Annotated in this window: 16 protein-coding genes; 7 read left to right on the top strand and 9 right to left on the bottom strand. The window is 76.0% G+C overall.

The features are described from left to right. Window positions 1-7: 7 nt before the first annotated feature. Window positions 8-1,117: a cell division protein ZapE gene (gene zapE / locus ACFSJS_RS20810; protein ID WP_380902629.1), complete on the bottom strand. Its 1,110-nt coding sequence runs from the start codon at window positions 1,115-1,117 to the stop codon at window positions 8-10. A gap of 66 nt (window positions 1,118-1,183) precedes the next feature. On the opposite strand from zapE, the gene ACFSJS_RS20805 reads away from it, so the two are divergent. The 5 genes from ACFSJS_RS20805 (at window position 1,184) to ACFSJS_RS20785 (ending at window position 5,640) form a co-directional block, all read left to right on the top strand. After that, window positions 1,184-2,080 carry a dihydrofolate reductase family protein gene (locus ACFSJS_RS20805; RefSeq protein WP_380902627.1) on the top strand — a complete coding sequence of 299 codons (897 nt, stop codon included), beginning with the start codon at window positions 1,184-1,186 and terminating at the stop codon, window positions 2,078-2,080. 139 nt (window positions 2,081-2,219) lie between these two features. Beyond that, on the top strand, window positions 2,220-2,696 hold the full coding sequence (locus ACFSJS_RS20800; RefSeq protein WP_380902625.1) for an indole-3-glycerol phosphate synthase: 477 nt from the start codon (window positions 2,220-2,222) through the stop codon (window positions 2,694-2,696). A 286-nt stretch (window positions 2,697-2,982) separates the two neighbouring features. Then, window positions 2,983-4,404, top strand: a complete 1,422-nt coding sequence (gene murC / locus ACFSJS_RS20795; RefSeq protein ID WP_380902623.1) for a UDP-N-acetylmuramate--L-alanine ligase — start codon at window positions 2,983-2,985, stop codon at window positions 4,402-4,404. 9 nt (window positions 4,405-4,413) lie between these two features. Further along, window positions 4,414-4,827, top strand: a complete 414-nt coding sequence (gene msrB, locus ACFSJS_RS20790) for a peptide-methionine (R)-S-oxide reductase MsrB (protein ID WP_380902621.1) — start codon at window positions 4,414-4,416, stop codon at window positions 4,825-4,827. 144 nt (window positions 4,828-4,971) lie between these two features. Continuing rightward, window positions 4,972-5,640, top strand: coding sequence for a LysE family translocator (locus tag ACFSJS_RS20785; RefSeq protein ID WP_380902619.1), 669 nt, complete (start codon window positions 4,972-4,974; stop codon window positions 5,638-5,640). 40 nt (window positions 5,641-5,680) lie between these two features. Here the strand turns inward: ACFSJS_RS20785 and treZ are convergent, their stop codons facing one another. Then, the gene (gene treZ, locus ACFSJS_RS20780; RefSeq protein ID WP_380902617.1) at window positions 5,681-7,420 is read right to left on the bottom strand and encodes a malto-oligosyltrehalose trehalohydrolase; all 1,740 of its coding nucleotides are present in this window, start codon (window positions 7,418-7,420) and stop codon (window positions 5,681-5,683) included. 101 nt (window positions 7,421-7,521) lie between these two features. Next, window positions 7,522-8,448, bottom strand: a complete 927-nt coding sequence (locus ACFSJS_RS20775) for a GNAT family N-acetyltransferase (RefSeq protein WP_380902615.1) — start codon at window positions 8,446-8,448, stop codon at window positions 7,522-7,524. A gap of 352 nt (window positions 8,449-8,800) precedes the next feature. Here ACFSJS_RS20775 and ACFSJS_RS20770 point away from each other — a divergent pair, with 352 nt between their 5' ends. Next, a complete protein-coding gene (locus tag ACFSJS_RS20770) occupies window positions 8,801-9,343 on the top strand; it encodes an FHA domain-containing protein (RefSeq protein ID WP_380902613.1) in 543 nt (180 codons plus the stop codon). Between the two features lie 43 nt (window positions 9,344-9,386). Here ACFSJS_RS20770 and treY read toward each other — a convergent pair whose 3' ends face one another. Both treY and glgX read right to left on the bottom strand, forming a co-directional pair. Continuing rightward, on the bottom strand, window positions 9,387-11,834 hold the full coding sequence (gene treY, locus ACFSJS_RS20765; protein ID WP_380902611.1) for a malto-oligosyltrehalose synthase: 2,448 nt from the start codon (window positions 11,832-11,834) through the stop codon (window positions 9,387-9,389). 129 nt (window positions 11,835-11,963) lie between these two features. Continuing rightward, window positions 11,964-14,078, bottom strand: coding sequence for a glycogen debranching protein GlgX (gene glgX / locus ACFSJS_RS20760; protein ID WP_380902609.1), 2,115 nt, complete (start codon window positions 14,076-14,078; stop codon window positions 11,964-11,966). 219 nt (window positions 14,079-14,297) lie between these two features. On the opposite strand from glgX, the gene ACFSJS_RS20755 reads away from it, so the two are divergent. Continuing rightward, the gene (locus ACFSJS_RS20755) at window positions 14,298-15,551 is read left to right on the top strand and encodes an SAV2148 family HEPN domain-containing protein (RefSeq protein WP_380902607.1); all 1,254 of its coding nucleotides are present in this window, start codon (window positions 14,298-14,300) and stop codon (window positions 15,549-15,551) included. 123 nt (window positions 15,552-15,674) lie between these two features. On the opposite strand, the gene ACFSJS_RS20750 is transcribed toward ACFSJS_RS20755, so the two are convergent. The 4 genes from ACFSJS_RS20750 to ACFSJS_RS20735 all read right to left on the bottom strand — a co-directional run bounded on the left by ACFSJS_RS20750 (window position 15,675) and on the right by ACFSJS_RS20735 (window position 18,520). Beyond that, on the bottom strand, window positions 15,675-16,487 hold the full coding sequence (locus ACFSJS_RS20750; protein ID WP_380902605.1) for a sirohydrochlorin chelatase: 813 nt from the start codon (window positions 16,485-16,487) through the stop codon (window positions 15,675-15,677). 8 nt (window positions 16,488-16,495) lie between these two features. Next, window positions 16,496-17,422, bottom strand: a complete 927-nt coding sequence (locus ACFSJS_RS20745) for an ABC transporter permease (protein ID WP_380902603.1) — start codon at window positions 17,420-17,422, stop codon at window positions 16,496-16,498. After that, window positions 17,409-18,227 (bottom strand): ABC transporter ATP-binding protein, encoded by an 819-nt coding sequence (locus ACFSJS_RS20740; RefSeq protein ID WP_380902601.1) that lies wholly within the window; start codon window positions 18,225-18,227, stop codon window positions 17,409-17,411. Before ACFSJS_RS20740 ends, ACFSJS_RS20745 begins: the two co-directional genes overlap by 14 nt. Window positions 18,228-18,355: 128 nt before the next feature. After that, window positions 18,356-18,520 (bottom strand): hypothetical protein, encoded by a 165-nt coding sequence (locus ACFSJS_RS20735; protein WP_380902895.1) that lies wholly within the window; start codon window positions 18,518-18,520, stop codon window positions 18,356-18,358. Window positions 18,521-18,663 lie beyond the last annotated feature (143 nt).

Raw genomic sequence — 18,663 nt, 5'->3', positions numbered from 1 at the left:
CCGTCCGTCAGGCGTCGGCCAGCCGGCGCGCGTCGCGCGCGAGCGCGGTGAGCCGGGAGATCGCCCGGAAGTACTTCTTGCGGTACCCGCCCTCGAGCATGTCCTTCCCGAACAGGGCGTCGAAGGGCACGCCGGAGGCGAGCACCGGCACCTCGCGGTCGTAGAGCCGGTCGGCGAGGACGACCAGGCGCAGCGCGGTGGACTGGTCCGGCACCGGCCGGACATCCGTGAGGCAGACCGCCTCCACGCCGTCGCACAGCGCGCCGTAGCGGCTGGGGTGGACGCGGGAGAGGTGGTCGAGGAGGGAGGGGAAGTGGTCGAGGGAGGCCCCGGGGACGGTGTGCGCCACCCGGGTCACCGTCGCGTCGTCGCTGGGCGGCGGGGCCTCGGGCAGCCCGCGGTGCCGGTAGTCCTCGCCGTCGATGCGCAGCGTGCGGAAGTGCGCCGACAGCCCCTGGATCTCGCGCAGGAAGTCGGCGGCGGCGAACCGGCCCTCACCCAGCCTTCCGGGCAGGGTGTTGGAGGTGGCCGCCAGCGCCACGCCCTGCTCCACCAGCCGGCCCAGCAGGGTGGAGACCAGCACGGTGTCGCCGGGGTCGTCCAGCTCGAACTCGTCGATGCACAGCAGCCGGTGCCCGCCGAGCGTGGCCACCGTCTGCTGGAAGCCGAGCGCGCCCACCAGGTTGGTCAGCTCCACGAAGGTGCCGAACGCCTTGCGCTCGGGCGGGGCCTCGGCGGCATGCCACAGGGAGGCCAGCAGGTGGGTCTTGCCGACGCCGTAGCCGCCGTCGAGGTACACCCCGCGCGGTCCGGCGGACGCCGCGCGGCCCGTGCTCCCGCCGCCGCGGCGGAACCAGCGCCGGATGCCGCCCCCGGCGCCGTCCGCGGGCCCGTCGCCGAGCCCGGCCGCGAACTCCTCCAGCACCCTCACGGCCTCGGTCTGGCTGGGCTGGGCGGGGTCGGGGAGGTAGGTGTCGAAGCGGACCGAGTCGAAGCGGGGCGGGGGCACCATCTCCGCCACCAGCCGGTCGGCGGGGACGTGCGGCTCGCGGGCGCACAGCGACAGCGGCCGGCTCCCGTCGACTATCGGGCGCTTCGAGGCAGTGGAGGAGGACACCCTTCTCACTCTACGGGGCGTGGCGGGGTGGAGAACGCGCCGGTGAGCCGTGCCACACTGCGCCGTATGCGACGCCTGTTCCCCCAGCCGGCGCCCTCCGGGGACGCCGCCACCGCCCCCGCTTGTACGACCGACTCCGCCGCCGCGGCGGCCGGGCCGGCGGGGGAGCCGGCGCCGCCCGCCCGCACCGTGGGCCCCTCCGGCCCCCCGTGGCCGCTGGAGGAGCTCGCCGACGCCTACGCCTACCCCGCGGCGGCGGGCCCGGATGCCCCCGGCGGGCCGGTGCCCTGGCTGCGCGGCAACATGGTCGCCTCGCTCGACGGCGCCGCCCACCACCAGGGCCGCTCGCAGCCGCTCTCCTCGGACGCCGACATGCGGGTCTTCGGGGTGCTGCGGGCGCTGGCGGACGCCGTGGTCGTCGGTGCTGAAACGGTACGCCAGGAGGGGTACCGGCCCGCCCGCGCCCGCGAGGCGTTCGCCGCCCGGCGCGCGGCGGCCGGACAGGGCCCGGCCCCGGCCGTCGCGGTCGTCAGCGCCGGGCTGGACCTGGACTTCTCCCTCCCGCTGTTCACCGAACCGCTGGTGCCCACCCTGGTCCTCACCGGTGCCGCGGCCCCGGCCGACCGGCAGGCGGCGGCGCGCGCGGCGGGCGCGGTCGTGGTGCACGCGGGCGAGGGCACCGGGGTGGACCCGGCACGGGTGCCGGGCGTGCTGGCCCGGCACGGCCACACCCGGCTGCTCACCGAGGGCGGGCCCCGGCTGCTGGGTCAGTTCGCGGCGGCCGGCGTCCTGGACGAGCTGTGCCTGACGGTCTCCCCCCGGATCACCGTCGGAAATGCGTCACGGATCGTCGCCGGTCCCGGCCTGGCGGTGCCCGCCGAGTACGAGCTGATCTCGCTCCTGGAGGAGGACGGCTTCCTCTTCACGCGCTACCGGCGTGCCGGAACGGCGGCGACCGGATGACTGAAACCGTTTGCTCGGGCCAAGAAGGTGTGACATGCACAAAATGAGATACGCAGAGTGAAATACGCAGCCCCGCATGTGCGGGGCGGGTCGGTTTCCACAGGGGTCGGCGGACCCGCCAGGAGGAAGGGCACCTGCCGTGTTCACGTCCGTGTTGATGATCGAGAAGCCGCTGGTGCCCACCGACGTGGAGCTCGTCACGACGCTCCACGGTGAGGAGTCCGTCTCGTTCGTGGTGCTGATGCAGCCCCGCGGCGACCAGGACCGGTTGCTGCGCGCCCTGGACGACGTGGCCCTGGGCGAGCTCGACGACGCAGTGCGCGAGGCCGCCGGACGGGGGGAGGAGGAGGGCGGCGGACCGGTCTCCCCGGCCGAGCGGGCCCTGGAGCACTCCCTGGAGGCGCTGCGCGCGGCGGGGGCGGAGGCCGTCGGCCAGATCGTCCAGGACCACCCGCTCGACCTGCTCACCTCCGTCGTCCGCGAGACCGGCGCCGACGAGGTGATCGTGCTGACGGCGCCGCACCTGGTCGAGGAGTTCTTCCACCGCGACTGGGCCTCCCGGGCCCGCCACAGGGTCGGCGTCCCGGTGCTCAAGCTCTTCGCGCACGGGGAGTGAGGCCGGGCCCGGGCGGCGGGCGCGAGGGAGGCGGCGCCGACTGCGGGCGCCCCTCCCGCGGCGCCCGGGCACGGCGGCGCCGACTGCGGGCGCCCGGCCCGCTCGCATAGGCTGGGGCCGCGCCCCCACGGCGGGCGTCCCGCACCACGCGGCGCGGTCCCGCGGCCCGGCACGGCCCGGCTCCGGCGCCCCGCCCGGGACGCGCACCGCGGGCGCGCACACCGCACCGGCAAGCACGAAGACCCTCCGGGCCCGAGCCCCGAGGACCCGTCCGAAAGGAAACCGCATGGCGCCCGCCCTGCCGCCCGCGATGGAACGGCCCCACTTCATCGGCATCGGCGGGGCCGGGATGTCCGGTATCGCGAAGATCCTCGCCCAGCGCGGCGCGGAGGTCGCGGGCAGCGACGCGCGGGAGTCCGCCACCACCGAGGCGCTGCGCGCCCTCGGCGCGACCGTCCACGTCGGCCACGACGCGGCGCACCTGGCCGCGGACGCCACCGCCGTCGTGGTCTCCAGCGCCATCCGCGAGGACAACCCCGAGCTGGCCGCCGCCCGCGAGCGCGGCGTGCCCGTCGTCCACCGCTCCGACGCCCTGGCGGCCCTCATGGACGGCCTGCGGCCGATCGCCGTGGCCGGCACCCACGGCAAGACCACCACCACCTCCATGCTCGCCGTCGCGCTGGGCACGATGGGCCTGGACCCCTCGTACGCGATCGGCGGCGACCTGGACGGCCCCGGCACCAACGCCCGCCACGGCGGCGGCGAGATCTTCGTCGCCGAGGCCGACGAGAGCGACCGCAGCTTCCACAAGTACGCCCCCGAGGTCGCGATCGTCCTCAACGTGGAGCTGGACCACCACGCCAACTACGCCTCGCTGGAGGAGATCCACGAGTCGTTCGAGACCTTCGTGCGGCGGATCCGCCCCGGCGGCACCCTGGTGGTCTCCGCCGACCACGGCGGCGCCCGCGAGCTGACCGCCCGCGTCCGCGCCGGCGCCGCCGGGGAGGGCCGCGACCTGCGGATCGTCACCTACGGCGAGGCCGACGACGCCGACGTGCGCGTCCTGAAGACCGTCCCGCAGGGGCTGAGCAGCGAGGTCACCGTCTCGATGGACGGCACGGAGACGTCCTTCACCGTCTCCGTCCCCGGCCGCCACTACGCCCACAACGCCGTCGCCGCGCTCGCCGCCGGGGCGGCCCTGGGCGTCCCGGCCGGCGGGCTGGCCGCCGCGCTCGCCTCCTACACCGGCGTCAACCGCCGCCTCCAGCCCAAGGGCGAGGCGCGCGGCGTGCGGGTCATCGACTCCTACGCCCACCACCCCACCGAGATGGCCGCCGACCTGGAGGCCATCTCGGGCGCCGCCGGCGGCGGCCGGGTGCTGGTCCTCTTCCAGCCGCACCTGTTCAGCCGCACCCGGGAGCTGGGTACCGAGATGGGGCAGGCCCTGGCCCTGGCCGACGCCTCGGTCGTGCTGGACATCTACCCGGCCCGCGAGGACCCGATCCCCGGGGTGACCAGCGCCGTCATCACCGACGCCGCCCGCGCCGCGGGCGCGGACGTGCGGCACGAGTCCGACAGGGCGGCGGCCGCCGCCCTGGTGGCGGGAATGGCCGAGCCCGGCGACCTCGTTCTGACCATGGGGGCGGGCGACGTCACCGAGCTCGGCGCGGTCGTCCTGGACCGCCTGGCGGACCGCCCGGCGAACTGAGGAGGCACCATGGGGTACGAGATCGACAAGACCGAGGAGCAGTGGCGGCAGGAGCTCAGCCCCGCCGAGTACCACGTACTGCGCGAGGCGGGCACCGAACCCGCCTTCACCGGCGAGTACAACCACACCAAGGCGGCCGGCGTCTACGAGTGCCGCGCCTGCGGGGCCGAGCTGTTCCGCTCCGACACGAAGTTCGAGTCCCACTGCGGCTGGCCCAGCTTCTTCGACCCGGCCGACTCCTCGGCGGTCGAACTGCTGGAGGACCGCTCCCACGGCATGGTCCGCACCGAGGTCCGCTGTGCGCGCTGCGGCTCCCACCTGGGCCACGTCTTCCGCGGCGAGGGCTACCCGACGCCGACGGACGAGCGCTACTGCATCAACTCCATCTCGCTGCGGCTGGTCCCCGAGGAGGACCGGGCCTGAGGGCGGGCGCGGGGGGCCGGGGCCGGACGGGCCCCGGCTCCCCGCGCGTCCGGGCTCCCCGCGCGTCCGGGCTCCCCGGGGCGGCGGCCGGGGCAGGGGGAACCCGCCGGCCCGCCGCGCCCGGCAGGGCGGATCATGGCGGTCATGCACCAGACACTGCTGCCGTTCCTGGGCGCCTGCCTGCTGATCGCCGCGTCGCCGGGACCGAGCACCGTACTGATCATCCGCCGCTCGCTGGCCGGCCGGCGCCACGGCATGGCCACGGTGCTCGGCAACGAGACCGGGGTCTTCGTCTGGGGCCTGGTGGCCGCCTTCGGCCTCACCGCCCTGCTGACCGCCTCCCGGCTCGCCTACGACGCGATGCGCGTGGCGGGCGCGGTGGTGCTGGTCGCCTTCGGCGTCCAGGCGCTGCGTGCGGCGCGGCGCCTGAAGACCGCGGACGGGGAGCGCGCGGGCGGGGAGCGCGAGGACGGGGCGGAAGCGGCGCCCGCCGGCGGGGACGCCGCGGCGGCCGGCCCGCTGCGGCGGTCCTACCGGGCCGGGCTCGCGCTCAACCTCGCCAACCCCAAGGCGGCGGTGTTCGCCCTCTCCTTCCTGCCGCAGTTCGTCCCCGCCGGGGCGCCCCAGCTTCCCTCGATGGTGGCGCTGGCCGCGCTGTGGGCGGTCTTCGAGACCGGCTACTACGCCTGCTACGTGTGGGGCGTGGACCGGATGCGGCGGCTGGTCGACCGCGCGGCGGTGCGCCGCCGCCTGGAGCAGGTCTCCGGCTGCGTCCTGGTGGCCCTCGGCATACGGATGGCCCTGGAGGGCTGACGAGCCGGGCGGCGGACCGGCGGGGCCCGCCCCGCCGCCCCTACCGCAGCACCGCCGCCGAGTGCGGCCCCAGGCGCAGCAGCCCGTCGCCCTCCGGCGCCTCGCACGCGCCCCAGGAGGCCAGCTCGGCGGCCGTGTGCACCGTCAGCGGGATCTCCGCCGTGCCCTCCCCGGCCAGGTTCACCGCGACGTGCAGCCCGCCGTGGCGCAGGTACAGCCAGCGCCGCTCCTCGTCGAAGGAGACGTGCACGTCCGCCAGCCGCGCCCGGGGCGGGACGTGGGCGCGGCGCAGCGCGATCAGCGCGCGGTGCCAGGCCAGCAGGGCGGCGTGCGGCTCGCGGTGCGGCTCGTCCCAGTCCAGGCAGGAGCGCAGCCGGGTGGCCGGGTCCTGGGGGTCGGGGATGTCCTCGGCCGCCCAGCCGTGCTCGGCGAACTCCCGCCGCCGGCCCCGGCGGACGGCCTCCGCCAGCTCGGGGTCGGGATGGTCGGTGAAGTACTGCCAGGGGGTGCGCGCCCCCCACTCCTCGCCCATGAACAGCATCGGCGTGTACGGCCCGCACAGCACCAGCGCCGCCGCGCACGCCGCGAGCCCGGGGGAGAGGTGGGCGGCCAGCCGATCCCCCTGCGCCCGGTTGCCGATCTGGTCGTGGGTCTGCGCGTAGGCGACGAAGCGGTGGGTCCCGGTGGCGGCGCGGTCCACCGGGCGGCCGTGGCGGCGCCCCCGGAAGGACGAGTAGGTGCCGTCGTGGAAGAACGCGCCGGTCAGCGTCTTGGCCAGGGCCGCCAGCGGGGCGCGGGCGAAGTCGGCGTAGTAGCCCTGCGCCTCGCCGGTCAGGGCGGTGTGCAGGGCGTGGTGGACGTCGTCGTCCCACTGCGCGTGGACCCCCAGCCCGTTCGCCTCGCGCGGGGCGGTGGTGCGCGGGTCGTTGCGGTCGGACTCGGCGATCAGGAACAGCGGCCGCCCCAGCTCCCGCGCCAAGGCGTCCACGGCGGCCGACAGCTCGGCCAGGAAGTGCTCGGCCCGCTCGTCCACCAGCGCGTGCACCGCGTCCAGGCGCAGCCCGTCCAGCCGGTAGTCGCGCAGGAAGGCCAGTGCGCTGCCGGCGAAGTAGGCCCGCACCTCGTCCGAGCCGGGCGCGTCCAGGTTGACGGCCGCGCCCCACGGGGTGTGGTGGCGGTCGGTGAAGTACGGGCCGAACTCCGGCAGCCGGTTGCCCGACGGCCCCAGGTGGTTGTGGACCACGTCGAGCACCACGCCCAGCCCGTGGCCGTGCGCGGCGTCCACGAAGCGCCGCAGGCCCTCGGGCCCGCCGTACGGCTCGTGCACCGCCCAGGGTGCCACCCCGTCGTAGCCCCAGCCGTGGACGCCCGGGAACGGGCAGACCGGCATCAGCTCCACGTGGGTGACGCCCAGGCCGGCCAGGTGGCCCAGCCGCTCGGCCGCCGCGTCGAAGGTGCCCTCGCGGGTGAAGGTGCCCACGTGCAGTTCGTAGAGCACCGCGCCCGCGAGCCCCCGTCCGGCCCACTCGTGCCGCCAGACGTGCGCGCCGGGGTCCACCACCGCCGCCGGGCCGTCGGGGCCCGCGGGCAGCCGGCGCGCACGCGGGTCGGGGAGGACGGGCCCGCCGTCGAGCGAGAAGCCGTAGCGGGTCCCGTGCGCGGCGGACGCCTCGGCCCGCCACCACCCTCCGCGCTCCGGGTCGCGCTCCATGGGGTGCTCCTCGCCCTCCACGTGCAGCGCGACCCGTCGCGCTTGGGGTGCCCACACCTCGAACAGCACTGGTGCCCTCCTCCGGCCGACGGCGCATCAGGCCCAGCATGCCCGTTTCGAGGGGTTTCAGCCCGCCCCCGACCGGATGCCGGCCCGCCCCCGACCGGACGTCAGCCCATGCAGACGCGGCGCTGCACCACGGGGTAGCCGGCCCGGGAGAAGTGCGCGGCCATGGGCGTGTTGGTCACGTCGGTGGCCGCCGCGATGCGGTCGGCCCCCTCGGCGACGAGCTGGTGGGTGCACTCCACCAGCAGGTCGTAGGCGTACCCGTGGCCGCGCTGCTCGGGCACCACGCCGATGAACCCCACACAGGGGCCGGACGGGTTGCGCGCCGGGACCTGGAGGCCGACCAGGGCGCCGCCGGGCGCGTACGCCAGCCGCCACCACGAGCGCGGCGAGGGACACCAGCGGAAGAAGTCCAGCTCCTCCTGCGCCGCCTGCTCCACGCCGCCCTCGGCGATCGCGCGGCGGGCGTGCACGTCCAGGGTGACGGAGTGGATGCGGCGCAGCGCGTCCAAGACGGCCCCGTCGCCCTCCCCGCCGTCGGGCACCGGGCGGAACTCCAGCCGTCCGGGCCGCTCGGGCAGCCCGCACTCCGGGGTCCACAGGTAGCGGTGGCGCTCCACCAGGAGCGCGTACCCGGCCGCCCGGGCGGCCTCGATCCGGGCCTCGGCGGCGGCGCGCACGTCCTCCCGCTCCCGCCAGTCGGGCGGCAGCATCAGCTCGTACTCGCACCGGAAGGGGGCGCGGCGCAGCAGCTCCGCGGCGGCGTCCGCGTCGGTGAAGTCGAACCAGTCCAGTACGACCGGTCCGGTGTCGTCGGGACCGCCCCAGAAGGCGGCGCGCGCGACGACGCCGCCGTCGCGCAGGGCCACCCAGGTCCACTCGGGACGGTACTCGCCGCCCTCGGCGACGGTGGTGTAGGGGCGGCCCAGCAGGGAGCGCCCGAGCAGGGCGGCGGTGGGGTCGGGCAGGGAGGCGAACAACTCCCGCGCCTCGTCCTCGACGAGTGCGCGGAAGGCGACCTGACCGGTCATGGGGTTCCTCCGGGAGGAGACGTGGACCGCCGCGCTCCCGTTCAGGTGGACGACGCCCGGCGGACGGGGCGGGAGCGCATGGCGGCGCGGATGGGCACACGGATGTGCGTACTGACGGCGCGCACGGCTCTCACCTCCCTCTGCGGCGGGGCGTCGGAGCGCCACCGTAGCCGGGCGGGACGGCGGGGGCCAGGGGTTTTCCGGCGGAGCCGCGGCACCCCGCCGCCTCCGGCACCGCACGGGCCCGCGGGAGCGGGGGCGGCCCCTCCCGCGTACCGGTCGTGTCCCGGTCGCGGTGCGCGGCCCCGCCCGCTCTGGACAGCCCCGGCCGGGGCCCGGAGAATGACCGGTCATGGCATCTCTGGAGTTCCGGGCGGTATCGCCGCGCCCGTCGGACGAGGACCGGGAGCGTGCCATGGAGGTGCTGCGCGACGGCGCGGCCGAGGGCCGGGTCTCGCAGCACACGTTCGAGCGCCGGATGGAGGCCGTCCTCACCGCCCGCAGCTCCGCCGAGATCGAGGCCGCGGTCCACGACCTGCGGCCCGCTCCGCCCGAGCCGGCGGTCCTGCGGGCCGTCGGCGCGTTCTCGGCACTGCCGGGGCGGCTGCGGCGGGCCTGGCAGACGGCCCGGCTGCCGGAGCTCCTCCTGCCGCCGCCCGGACCGCACCCGATGAGCATCGGCCGGGCACCCGGCTCGGTGCTCCGGCTCACCGACGAGACGGTCTCCCGCACGCACGCCCAGCTCCACAGCTCGGCCCGGGGATGGGTGCTGCGCGACCTGGGGTCGGCCAACGGCACCTGGGTCAACGGCCGCCGGGTGACCGGGGCGGTGGGCGTGCGTCCGGGGGACCACGTGCGGTTCGGGCGGGTCGGCTTCCGCCTGAGCGGCCGCTGACCCGTCCCCGCCGCGCCCCCGCGGCCCCTCGCCCGCCGGGGCGTCAGCCGGGCAGCGGGTCCCGCACCAGCAGGGCGACGGGGCGGTCCTCCAGCAGCTCCGCCAGGGCGGTGCGCCCCTCCGACTTCCGCCCGCCCAGCACCTCCCGCCACCGGCCCGGCGGCAGTTCCAGCGCCGTGTCCCGCCAGCCGCCCGCCTCCGCCAGCCGCAGCGACAGACGGGTGGCCACCGCGGCGACCGCCCCGGAGCGCACGAACGCCACGCAGTGCCCGGCCGCCGGCCCCCCGGCCCGCAGCGGCTCGTACGACGCCCCCGCCCCGAACCACTCCGGGTGCTCCCGCCGCAGCCGCAGCACCGCCTCCGTCAGCCGCAGCTTCTCCTCCGACAGGCGCTCGGACAGTCCGTCGGGCGCCTCCTCGCGCCCCTCGGCGCTCTCCGGCGCACCCGGCCGGAAGGGCGGGTACTCCGGCAGCCGCCGGTTGTCGGGGTCGACCAGCGCGACGTGGAGGCGCTCGCTGCCCATGTAGACGTCCGGCACGCCCGGCATGGCCAGGTGCAGCAGCGCCGCACCGAGCACGTTGGCCCGCACCGCCCCCGCCACCTCCCGCGCGAACTCCGCGACGGTGTACAGCGGAGGCCCGCCCGGGCCGGCCACCGCGAAGCGCTCGACGGCCTCCTCGTACGCCGCGTCCCGCTCCGTCCAGGTGGTGCGCAGGCCCGCCTCCCGCACGGCCTTCAGCAGGGCGGGCACCAGCCGCTCCTGGTACGGGAAGCCCATCCCGTACGCCGTCTGCCAGGCCACCCACGCCAGATGGGGGTCGGGCGCCTCCACCCCGGCGGTGCGCGAGGTCTCCTCCGTCACCCGCTCCAGCAGCTCCGCCCACCGCCCGGGGCACTCGCTGAGCACCGCGATCGCCGCCCGCACGTCCGCGCTCCGCTTGGTGTCGTGGGTGGACAGCACCGTGCCGGTGGCCGGCCAGTCGCGCTGGAGGCGGGCGCAGTAGGCGTGGAACTCCTCCGGCGCCACCTGCGGCCGCCCCGGGTCCCCGCCCACCTCGTTCGCCGACAGCAGCGGCGTGTAGCGGTAGAAGGCGGTGTCCTCCTGCGACTTGGCCCGCAGCGCCGCGCAGACCTGCGCGAAGCGCGCGCAGAAGTCGCGCTGCGCCTCGCCGTCGCCCAGCCGGCCCAGCGCCAGGTCCCGCACCACGTCCACCGAGGCGGACTCCTCCGGCACGCGGAACGCCTCCCGCGCACCCTCGGCGGCCTCCTCCAGCATCGCCCGGTCCTCCGCGCCCACCGGGCCGCCCGCGGTGACGTACGGCCGGTAGACGGGGATGCGCACGAGCACCTCGCGGATCGCGGTGCGCAGCGCCCAGGGGGCGTGGTCGCGCAGGGCCGGGTCCGGCGCCGCCGCGCACACGGCCACCGCCGTGCGGGTCAGGCGCTCGACCTCGGCGGCCAGGTCGTGGGTGACGACCTCCCGCGCGGCCCGCCGCTCCGTCGGCTCCCAGGCGCCGCCGGCGTCGGGGGCGGCACCGGTGAAGCGGCGGTAGCGGTCGGCCAGCTCCGCCAGGCCCGCCGGGTCCACGAAGAGCCCGTCGACGTGGTGGAGCGCGTCGTAGCCGGTGGTCCCGGAGACCGGCCAGGAGACCGGCAGCCGCTCGCCGGGCCCCAGGATCTTCTCCACCACCGTCCAGGCGCCGCCGGTCCGCTCGCCCAGCCGCAGCAGGTACCCTCCCGGATCGGCCAGCCCGTCCGGGTGGTCGATGCGCAGGCCCTGGACGACGCCCTCCCGCATCAGCCGCAGCACGCACGCGTGGGTGGCGGCGAAGACCTCCGGGTCCTCCACGCGGACGCCGATCAGCTCGGAGACGGTGAAGAACCGCCGGTAGTTCAGCTCGGTGCGGGCCAGGCGCCACCAGGCCAGCCGGTAGTGCTGGGCGTCCAGCAGCTCGGGCAGCGGCAGGTGCTCGGTGCCCTCGCGCAGCGGGAAGCGGTGGTCGTGGTAGACCAGGGTGCCCCCCTGCACCGACATCGCCCCGACCTCCTCGCCCAGCCGCCCGCCGAGCACCGGCAGCAGCACGCGGCCGCCGCCCGCCCCCCAGTCGATGTCGAACCAGCGGGCGTAGGGGGAGGAGGGGCCGTCGCGCAGCACCTCCCACAGGGCCCTGTTGAGGTCCTCGGGAGCGGGGACGCCCATGTGGTTGGGCACGATGTCGACGACGATCCCCATCCCGTGCCCGTGGGCGGCGCGCGCCAGCGACCGCAGCCCCTCCTCGCCGCCCAGCTCCTCGCGGACCCGGGCGTGCCCGGTCACGTCGTAGCCGTGCGCGGAGCCGGGGGACGCCTCCAGCACCGGCGACAGGTGCAGGTGGGAGACGCCGAGCGAGGCGAGGTAGGGCACCGCCTCCTCGGCGGCGGCGAACGGGAACCCCGGCTGGAGCTGGAGCCGGTAGGTGGCGGTCGGCACGGCGGGCGGCGGGGAGGTCATACAGCAGCATGTTCCCGGCCCGGGGACGCCGAACCCGCCGCCTGTCGGGCGACGCGGGCGGCCCCGGTCCCGCGGCGGCTGCGCCGGACGGGTGAGCGGGGGCGGCCCGGCCGCCCCCGCCGCGGCCGGTCAGGCGGGCCGCTGGAGCACCGTCAGGCTGCGGTCCACCAGGGTGATGCGGGACCCGGCGGCCACCATGGGACCGGTGCCGGGCGGCACCCCGTCCTCCCGGGCGGTGTCCACCACCACCTGCCACTGGCTGCCGTGGTCGGCCGGCACGGTGAACTCGCGCGACGTCGGCTGGGCGTTGAACATCAGCAGGAACGAGTCGTCGGTGATCCGCTCGCCGCGCTCGCCCGGCTCGGAGATCGCGTTGCCGTTGAGGAACACCGTCAGCGCCCTGGCCTGCGCCTCCTGCCAGTCCCGCTGCGTCATCTCCTCGCCCTCGGGCGTGAACCAGGCGATGTCCGACAGCTCGTCGTGGGTGCCCTCCACCGGGCGCCCGTGGAAGAAGCGCCGCCGCCGGAAGGCCGGGTGGTCGCGGCGCAGCCCCACCATGGCCTGCACGAACTCGCACAGCGGGTGCTTCTCGCCCGGCTCGGGCCAGTGCACCCAGGACAGCTCGCTGTCCTGGCAGTAGGCGTTGTTGTTGCCCTTCTGGGTGCGGGCGAACTCGTCACCGTGGCTGAGCATCGGCACGCCCTGGGAGAGCAGCAGGGTGGCGATGAAGTTGCGCATCTGCCGGCCCCGCAGCGCCAGGACGTCCTCGTCGTCGGTGTCGCCCTCCGCCCCGCAGTTCCACGAGCGGTTGTGGCTCTCGCCGTCCCGGTTGCCCTCGCCGTTGTCCTCGTTGTGCTTCTCGTTGTACGACACCAGGTCGTGCAGGGTGAAGCCGTCGTGGCAGGTGACGAAGTTGATCGAGGCCAGCGGGCGCCGCCCGTCGTCCTGGTACAGGTCGGAGGAGCCGGTCAGCCGGGAGGCGAACTCCGCCAGGGTGCGCGGCTCGCCCCGCCACAGGTCCCGCACGGTGTCCCGGTAGCGGCCGTTCCACTCCGTCCACAGCGGCGGGAAGTTCCCCACCTGGTAGCCGCCCTCGCCCACGTCCCACGGCTCGGCGATCAGCTTCACCTGGCTGACCACCGGGTCCTGCTGGACCAGGTCGAAGAAGGACGACAGCCGGTCCACCTCGTGGAACTGGCGCGCCAGGGTGGCCGCCAGGTCGAAGCGGAAGCCGTCCACGTGCATCTCGGTGACCCAGTAGCGCAGCGAGTCCATGATCAGCTGGAGGACGTGCGGGGACCGCATCAGCAGCGAGTTCCCGGTGCCGGTGGTGTCCATGTAGTAGCGGGGGTCGTCCGCCAGCCGGTAGTACGAGACGTTGTCCAGGCCCCGGAAGGAGAGCGTGGGCCCCAGGTGGTTGCCCTCGGCGGTGTGGTTGTAGACCACGTCGAGGATCACCTCGATGCCGGCCTGGTGGAGCGCCTTGACGGCCTGCTTGAACTCCAGCACCTGCTGGCCCCGGTCGCCCCAGGAGGCGTAGGCGTTGTGCGGGGCGAAGAAGCCGATGGTGTTGTAGCCCCAGTAGTTCGCCAGCCCCGCGTCGGCCAGCCGGTGGTCGGTGACGAACTGGTGCACCGGCATCAGCTCCAGCGCGGTGACGCCCAGCTTCGTCAGGTGCTCGATCACCGCCGGATGGCCGAGCGCCGCGTAGGTGCCGCGCAGGTCCTCCGGCAGCTCCGGGTGGAGCATGGTCAGGCCCTTGACGTGGGCCTCGTAGATGACCGTCTGGTGGTAGTCCGTGCGCGGCGGCCGGTCGTCCCCCCAGTCGAAGTAGGGGTTCACCACCACCGACGCCATGGTGTGCGGCGCCGAGTCCAGGTCGTTGCGCCGTTCGGGGTCGTCGAAGTGGTAGCCGTAGACCGCCTCGTTCCAGTCGATCGCCCCGCTCATCGCCCGGGCGTAGGGATCGAGCAGCAGCTTGGCGCTGTTGCACCGCCTGCCCTTCTCCGGTTCGTACGGCCCGTGCACACGGAAGCCGTACCGCTGGCCGGGCATCACGCCCGGCAGATAGGCGTGCCGCACGAACGCGTCGGACTCGCGCAGCTCGACGGCCGTCTCCGACCCGTCGTCGTGCAGCAGACACAACTCGATGCGCTCCGCCGCCTCCGAGAACACGGCGAAATTGGTGCCTGCCCCGTCGTACGTGGCTCCGAGGGGATAGGCCCGTCCCGGCCAGACCTGCATGTCGACTCTTCCTGTCGCGGTCTTGTACCCGTTACCCGTTTTCGCTGAATCCTTGCGCAGGATCTCGTGCAGGTGGGACGCCGAGGGCGAACACACCATCTGTCTTCCCCCGGATGAGCGTACGGGGAAAGGAACTTGGTCGGGGCATACTGCTGCGGTCCCGCCGGAGAGGGCAGTAGGCTCCTTGATCGAACAGCGGGTCCGGAAGGCGGTGCACAGGTGAGCTCGGGAGGGCTTGAGCTCCCCCCAGGTGAGGGCGGCGGGGGCGGGAACGGTGCCGCCGATCCGCCCGGAGCGCCCCCCGGCACGGTGTCCCTGGCCCGTCCCCTGGAGATCGGGGCGGACCTGGCGTGGGACGCCGCCGACTGGGCAGAGGTGCGGCAGCGCGCCCAGCGCGCGGGGCGGGCGTACATCTGGCTGAACCTCGTCGAGCAGCGGCTGCGCGCGGTCGTCGCGGCGGTGCTGCGGCCGGTCTACGAGCCGGTGCACGGCGAGGAGTGGGTCGTGGCGGCGGCCGGCCCGGCCGGCCAGGAGTGGGTGCAGCGGGCCGTGGCCGTACGGGAGGTCAGCCGCCGCAAGGGCTACCTCCTGGACCCGGCCGACGACACGCTGCTGTCCTTCCTCACCCTGCCCCAGCTGCGCGAGCTGGTGGTGCAGCACTGGCCCTGCTTCGAGCCCTACTTCGAGGGGCGGCGCGAGCTGGAGCTGGCGCTGGACGAGCTGGAGGTGGCCCGCAGCGCCGTGGCGCGCAACCGCGCGCTGACCCCGGCCGTGCTCGCCCAGGCCGAGCGGATCTCCGCCCGGCTGCTGGACCTGCTGGGCGCCGGCCGGGACGTCCCCTCGGCCCACCGGCTGCCCGTGGACGCGGTGGAGGAGCTGGTCGGGGACCGCTTCGCCGACGTCGTCGGCGTCCACCCCGACCGGGTGCGCCTCCAGCGCCAGCTCCCGGCCGAGGACCTGTTCGGCGGGGCGCGCCGCCTGGACGCCATCGGCATAGGGCTCAACCTCCTGGTCCAGAACTACTCCGGCCGGCGGCTGGTGCGGCTGGCCGAGGACGGCTGCCGGGTGCGGCTGCTCTTCCTCAACCCGGCCAGCAGCGCGGTGCGGCGCCGGGAGCGGGAGCTGGGCCTGAAGAAGGGCGAGCTGAGCCGCTCGGTGGAGACGAACATCCTCCACGTGCGCCGGGTCCGCGCCCGGCTGCGCGACACCGACGCCTTCCAGATCCACGTCTTCGACGAGACCCCCCGCTTCACCGCCTACCTCGTCGACGGCGACGGGCCGGACGGCATCGCGGTGGTCCAGTCGTACCTGCGCCGCACCCGCGGCATGGAGGCCCCGGTGTTCGTGCTGCGCGGCGGCGGGCGGGACCTGGTCCAGGGCGGCCCGGCGGGGGAGGACGGCGAGCAGGGGCTGTTCCACCTGTACCGGGAGGAGTTCGAGTCGGTCTGGTCGGACTCGCGGCCGGTCTCCTGAGGCGGGGCGGCGGACCGGCGGGACGGGAAACGGGCGCACCGGCCGGGCGGCCCCGGGAGGAGACGGCCGCCGAGGGCGGCACCCGCCGCGCCGCCGGCCTGATCGAGGCGGGGCTGCGCCGGGTCACGCGCTGACGGGCACGTCCCCGTACGCCGGCCACCGCCGCGCCGCCTCGTCGTAGCGGCGCCCCATCAGCTCCGCCAGCTCCGCGGCGTCGCCCAGCACCGGGGCCAGCAGGTCGGCACCCGCCTCGCGGGCCCCGGCGGCGATGCGGTCCGGCAGGAAGCCCGGCGCGATGACGTACGGGGCCACGGCCACGCGCCGTACGCCCTCCGCGCGCAGCCGCCGGACGGCGTCGGCGGTGCGGGGAAGGGATGCGGAGGCGAACGCAGGCCGCACGGCGCACCAACCGGTGGTGAGCCGCCACTCCCGCGCGGTTTCTGCGATCACTGCGATCGCCTCCGGGTCACTGGAGCCCGCCGAGGCCAGGACGACCCCGGTCGAGCCTTCGTCGCCGGGCCGCAGCCCGGCCTGGCGCAGCCGCCGCTCCAGGGCCGCGGTCAGCAGGGGGTCCGGGCCCAGCACCTCGGCCTGGCGCACCGACAGCCGCGGCAGCCGGGCGGTCGCCTCGCCCAGCACCCCGGGGATGTCCGTCTTGGCGTGGAAGGCGCGGTTGAGCAGCAGCGGGAGGGCCACCACCTGCCGCGCGCCCTCCTCGTGGAGGCCGGCGAGGGCCTGGGGCACGGACGGTGCGTTGAAGTCCAGGTGGCCGGTGGCCACCCGCAGTCCGGGCCGCAGCCGCCGCAACCGCGCGCACAGCGCGGCCACGGTCGCCGCGTGGCGGGGATCGCGGCTGCCGTGGGCGACGACCAGCAGGGCCGGCCGGCCGTCGGCGGCGGGAGGCGCGGCGGGGGAGCGCGGGCGGAGGGGGCGCACGGGTCCGTTCACCTCCGGGCCGCGGCCAGCCCGCGGCCGTGCAGCACGCGGCGCTCCACCGGGGAGAACAGCGCGGACTCCACCGCCACGCCGACGGCCAGGATCAGCACCACCGAGGCCAGCACCAGGCTCATCTCGCCGCCCTGCCGGCCGGCGTCCAGCATCCGGCCGATGCCGGGCAGCGGGGTCGCCGTGATCAGCTCGGCCGTCATCAGGGCGCGCCAGCCGAAGGTCCAGCCCTGCCGCAGTGCCGCCACGAAGCCGGGCATGGCGGCGGGCACCAGGACGTGCACGGCGCCGCGCACCCCGGTGGCGCCCATCGACCGGCCCGCGCGCAGCAGCAGCGGCGGCACCTGGTCCACGGCGGCCGTCACCCCGACGGCGATGGACGGCACCGCGCCCAGCAGCACCACGGCGTACACCGCGCCCTCGGAGTTGCCCAGCGCGATCACCGCCACCGGCACCAGCGCGGCGGCGGGCAGGGACTGCACGGCCGACAGGATCGGGCCCAGCACCGTGCGCAGCGGCGCCACCCTGGTCAGCAGCAGCCCCAGCGGGACGCCCACGGCCACGGAGGCGGCGAAGCCGAGCAGGCAGCGCAGCAGGCTGTGGCCGAGGGAGGGCAGCAGGGTGCCGTCCGACCAGGCGCCGGCCAGCTCGTCCCCGACGGCGGCGGGGGAGGGCAGGGAGGCCGACCACTCCAGGGCGTACGCCACCTGCCACAGCACCAGCACCAGGGCGAGCGCGGCCAGCGGCGGCGCGGTCTTGGCCAGCACCCGGCGCGAGGTGGCCGCCGTCGCGGACGGGGAGGACTCCAGGGCGTCCAGCCCGGAGGCCATCTCGTCGGAGCCCTCGGGACCGCCGGAGCCGCTTCCGGCACCGCCCGCGGACCGCGGGAGGTCCCGGCGGGAGTCCTCGGTGTCAGTGGCGGGCATGGCGGACGATCTCCTCGTGCAGGTGGCCGGTGATCTCCCGGGCGAGGGAGGTGACGGCGGAGTCCTCGATGCGGCGCGGGTAGGGGATGCCGACCTCCCACTCGCGGGCCACACGGCCCGGCCGGGAGGACAGCAGCACCACCCGCTGGCCGAGCCGCACCGCCTCGCGCACGTTGTGCGTGACGAACAGGACGGTCAGCTCCCGCTCCCGCCACACCCGGGTCAGCTCCTCGTGGAGCAGGTCGCGGGTGATGGCGTCCAGGGCGGCGAACGGCTCGTCCATCAGCAGCACCCGGCTGCCCTGCGCCAGCGAGCGGGCCAGCGCCACGCGCTGGCGCATCCCGCCGGAGAGCTGGTGGACCCGTTTGCCGTAGGCGTCCGGCAGCCGCACCAGGCGCAGCAGCTCCTCGGCGCGCTCGCGGCGCTCGGCCCTGGGCACCCCGGCCAGCTTCAGGGCCAGTTCGACGTTGCGGCCCGCGCTCAGCCACGGGAAGAGCGCGTGGTCCTGGAACATCAGCGCCGGGCGGCCGTGCGGCACCCGCACCTCGCCGGAGGTGGGCCGGTCCAGCCCGGCCACCAGGTTCAGGAGGGTGGACTTGCCGCAGCCGGAGGCGCCCAGCAGGCAGACGAACTCGCCGGGCGCCACGGTCAGGCCGATGTCGTCCAGCACCTGCTGGCGGGTGAGCGGGGAGGACCCGAAGGACTTCGAGACGCGGTCGAGCCGCACCGCGTACGGGCGGTGCTGCCCGGTCCCGGCGCCGGTGGCGGACGGGGCCGGGGCGGGGGTGGCGAGATCGGTGGACACGGTCGGGTCCTCTCGTGGTTCGCCACCCTGGGCGGGCGGCTACGGCAGGGGCGAGCCGGCGTGAACGGCCGGGACGTACGGGATGTGCCGGGCGAACCGAGCGGTGTGCGGCGGCAGGGTCCTGGGGGTCATCGGCGGCGGCCCGCCAGTCCGCCCTGCCCGCTGCCCCGGGCTCCGCTGCCGATGCGGCCGCCGGTGAGGTCGAAGGTGGAGAAGGCGTCGAAGGCGCCGCCGGGGAGGGCGGCCGCGGCGGCGTGCGCCGCCGCGGTGCCCCGCGCGGTCAGAAGTCCCATCCGTCGTCCTCCGTCTCGCCCTCCGCGGCGGCCTTGGCCGCCTTCGCGGCCTCGGCGAAGGCGTCTCCGGACATGCCGGCGGTGAGGGTGGCGCCGTCGGCGGGGTCGATCAGCAGGAACGATCCGGTGCGGCGGGAGAGGGT

The sequence above is a fragment of the Streptomyces desertarenae genome (assembly GCF_042681365.1).
GTDB classification, from domain to species: domain Bacteria; phylum Actinomycetota; class Actinomycetes; order Streptomycetales; family Streptomycetaceae; genus Streptomyces; species Streptomyces desertarenae.
This window is presented reverse-complemented; position numbering and strand designations above follow the sequence as displayed.

Coding starts and splice junctions, on each gene's coding strand:
- ACFSJS_RS20745 (WP_380902603.1), bottom strand. CDS start 17,422: ATGCCCGCCACTGACACCGAGGACTCCCGCCGGGACCTCCCGCGGTCC.
- murC (WP_380902623.1), top strand. CDS start 2,983: ATGGCGCCCGCCCTGCCGCCCGCGATGGAACGGCCCCACTTCATCGGC.
- treY (WP_380902611.1), bottom strand. CDS start 11,834: ATGACCTCCCCGCCGCCCGCCGTGCCGACCGCCACCTACCGGCTCCAG.
- msrB (WP_380902621.1), top strand. CDS start 4,414: ATGGGGTACGAGATCGACAAGACCGAGGAGCAGTGGCGGCAGGAGCTC.
- glgX (WP_380902609.1), bottom strand. CDS start 14,078: ATGCAGGTCTGGCCGGGACGGGCCTATCCCCTCGGAGCCACGTACGAC.
- ACFSJS_RS20775 (WP_380902615.1), bottom strand. CDS start 8,448: ATGACCGGTCAGGTCGCCTTCCGCGCACTCGTCGAGGACGAGGCGCGG.
- ACFSJS_RS20785 (WP_380902619.1), top strand. CDS start 4,972: ATGCACCAGACACTGCTGCCGTTCCTGGGCGCCTGCCTGCTGATCGCC.
- ACFSJS_RS20770 (WP_380902613.1), top strand. CDS start 8,801: ATGGCATCTCTGGAGTTCCGGGCGGTATCGCCGCGCCCGTCGGACGAG.
- ACFSJS_RS20805 (WP_380902627.1), top strand. CDS start 1,184: ATGCGACGCCTGTTCCCCCAGCCGGCGCCCTCCGGGGACGCCGCCACC.
- ACFSJS_RS20735 (WP_380902895.1), bottom strand. CDS start 18,520: ATGGGACTTCTGACCGCGCGGGGCACCGCGGCGGCGCACGCCGCCGCG.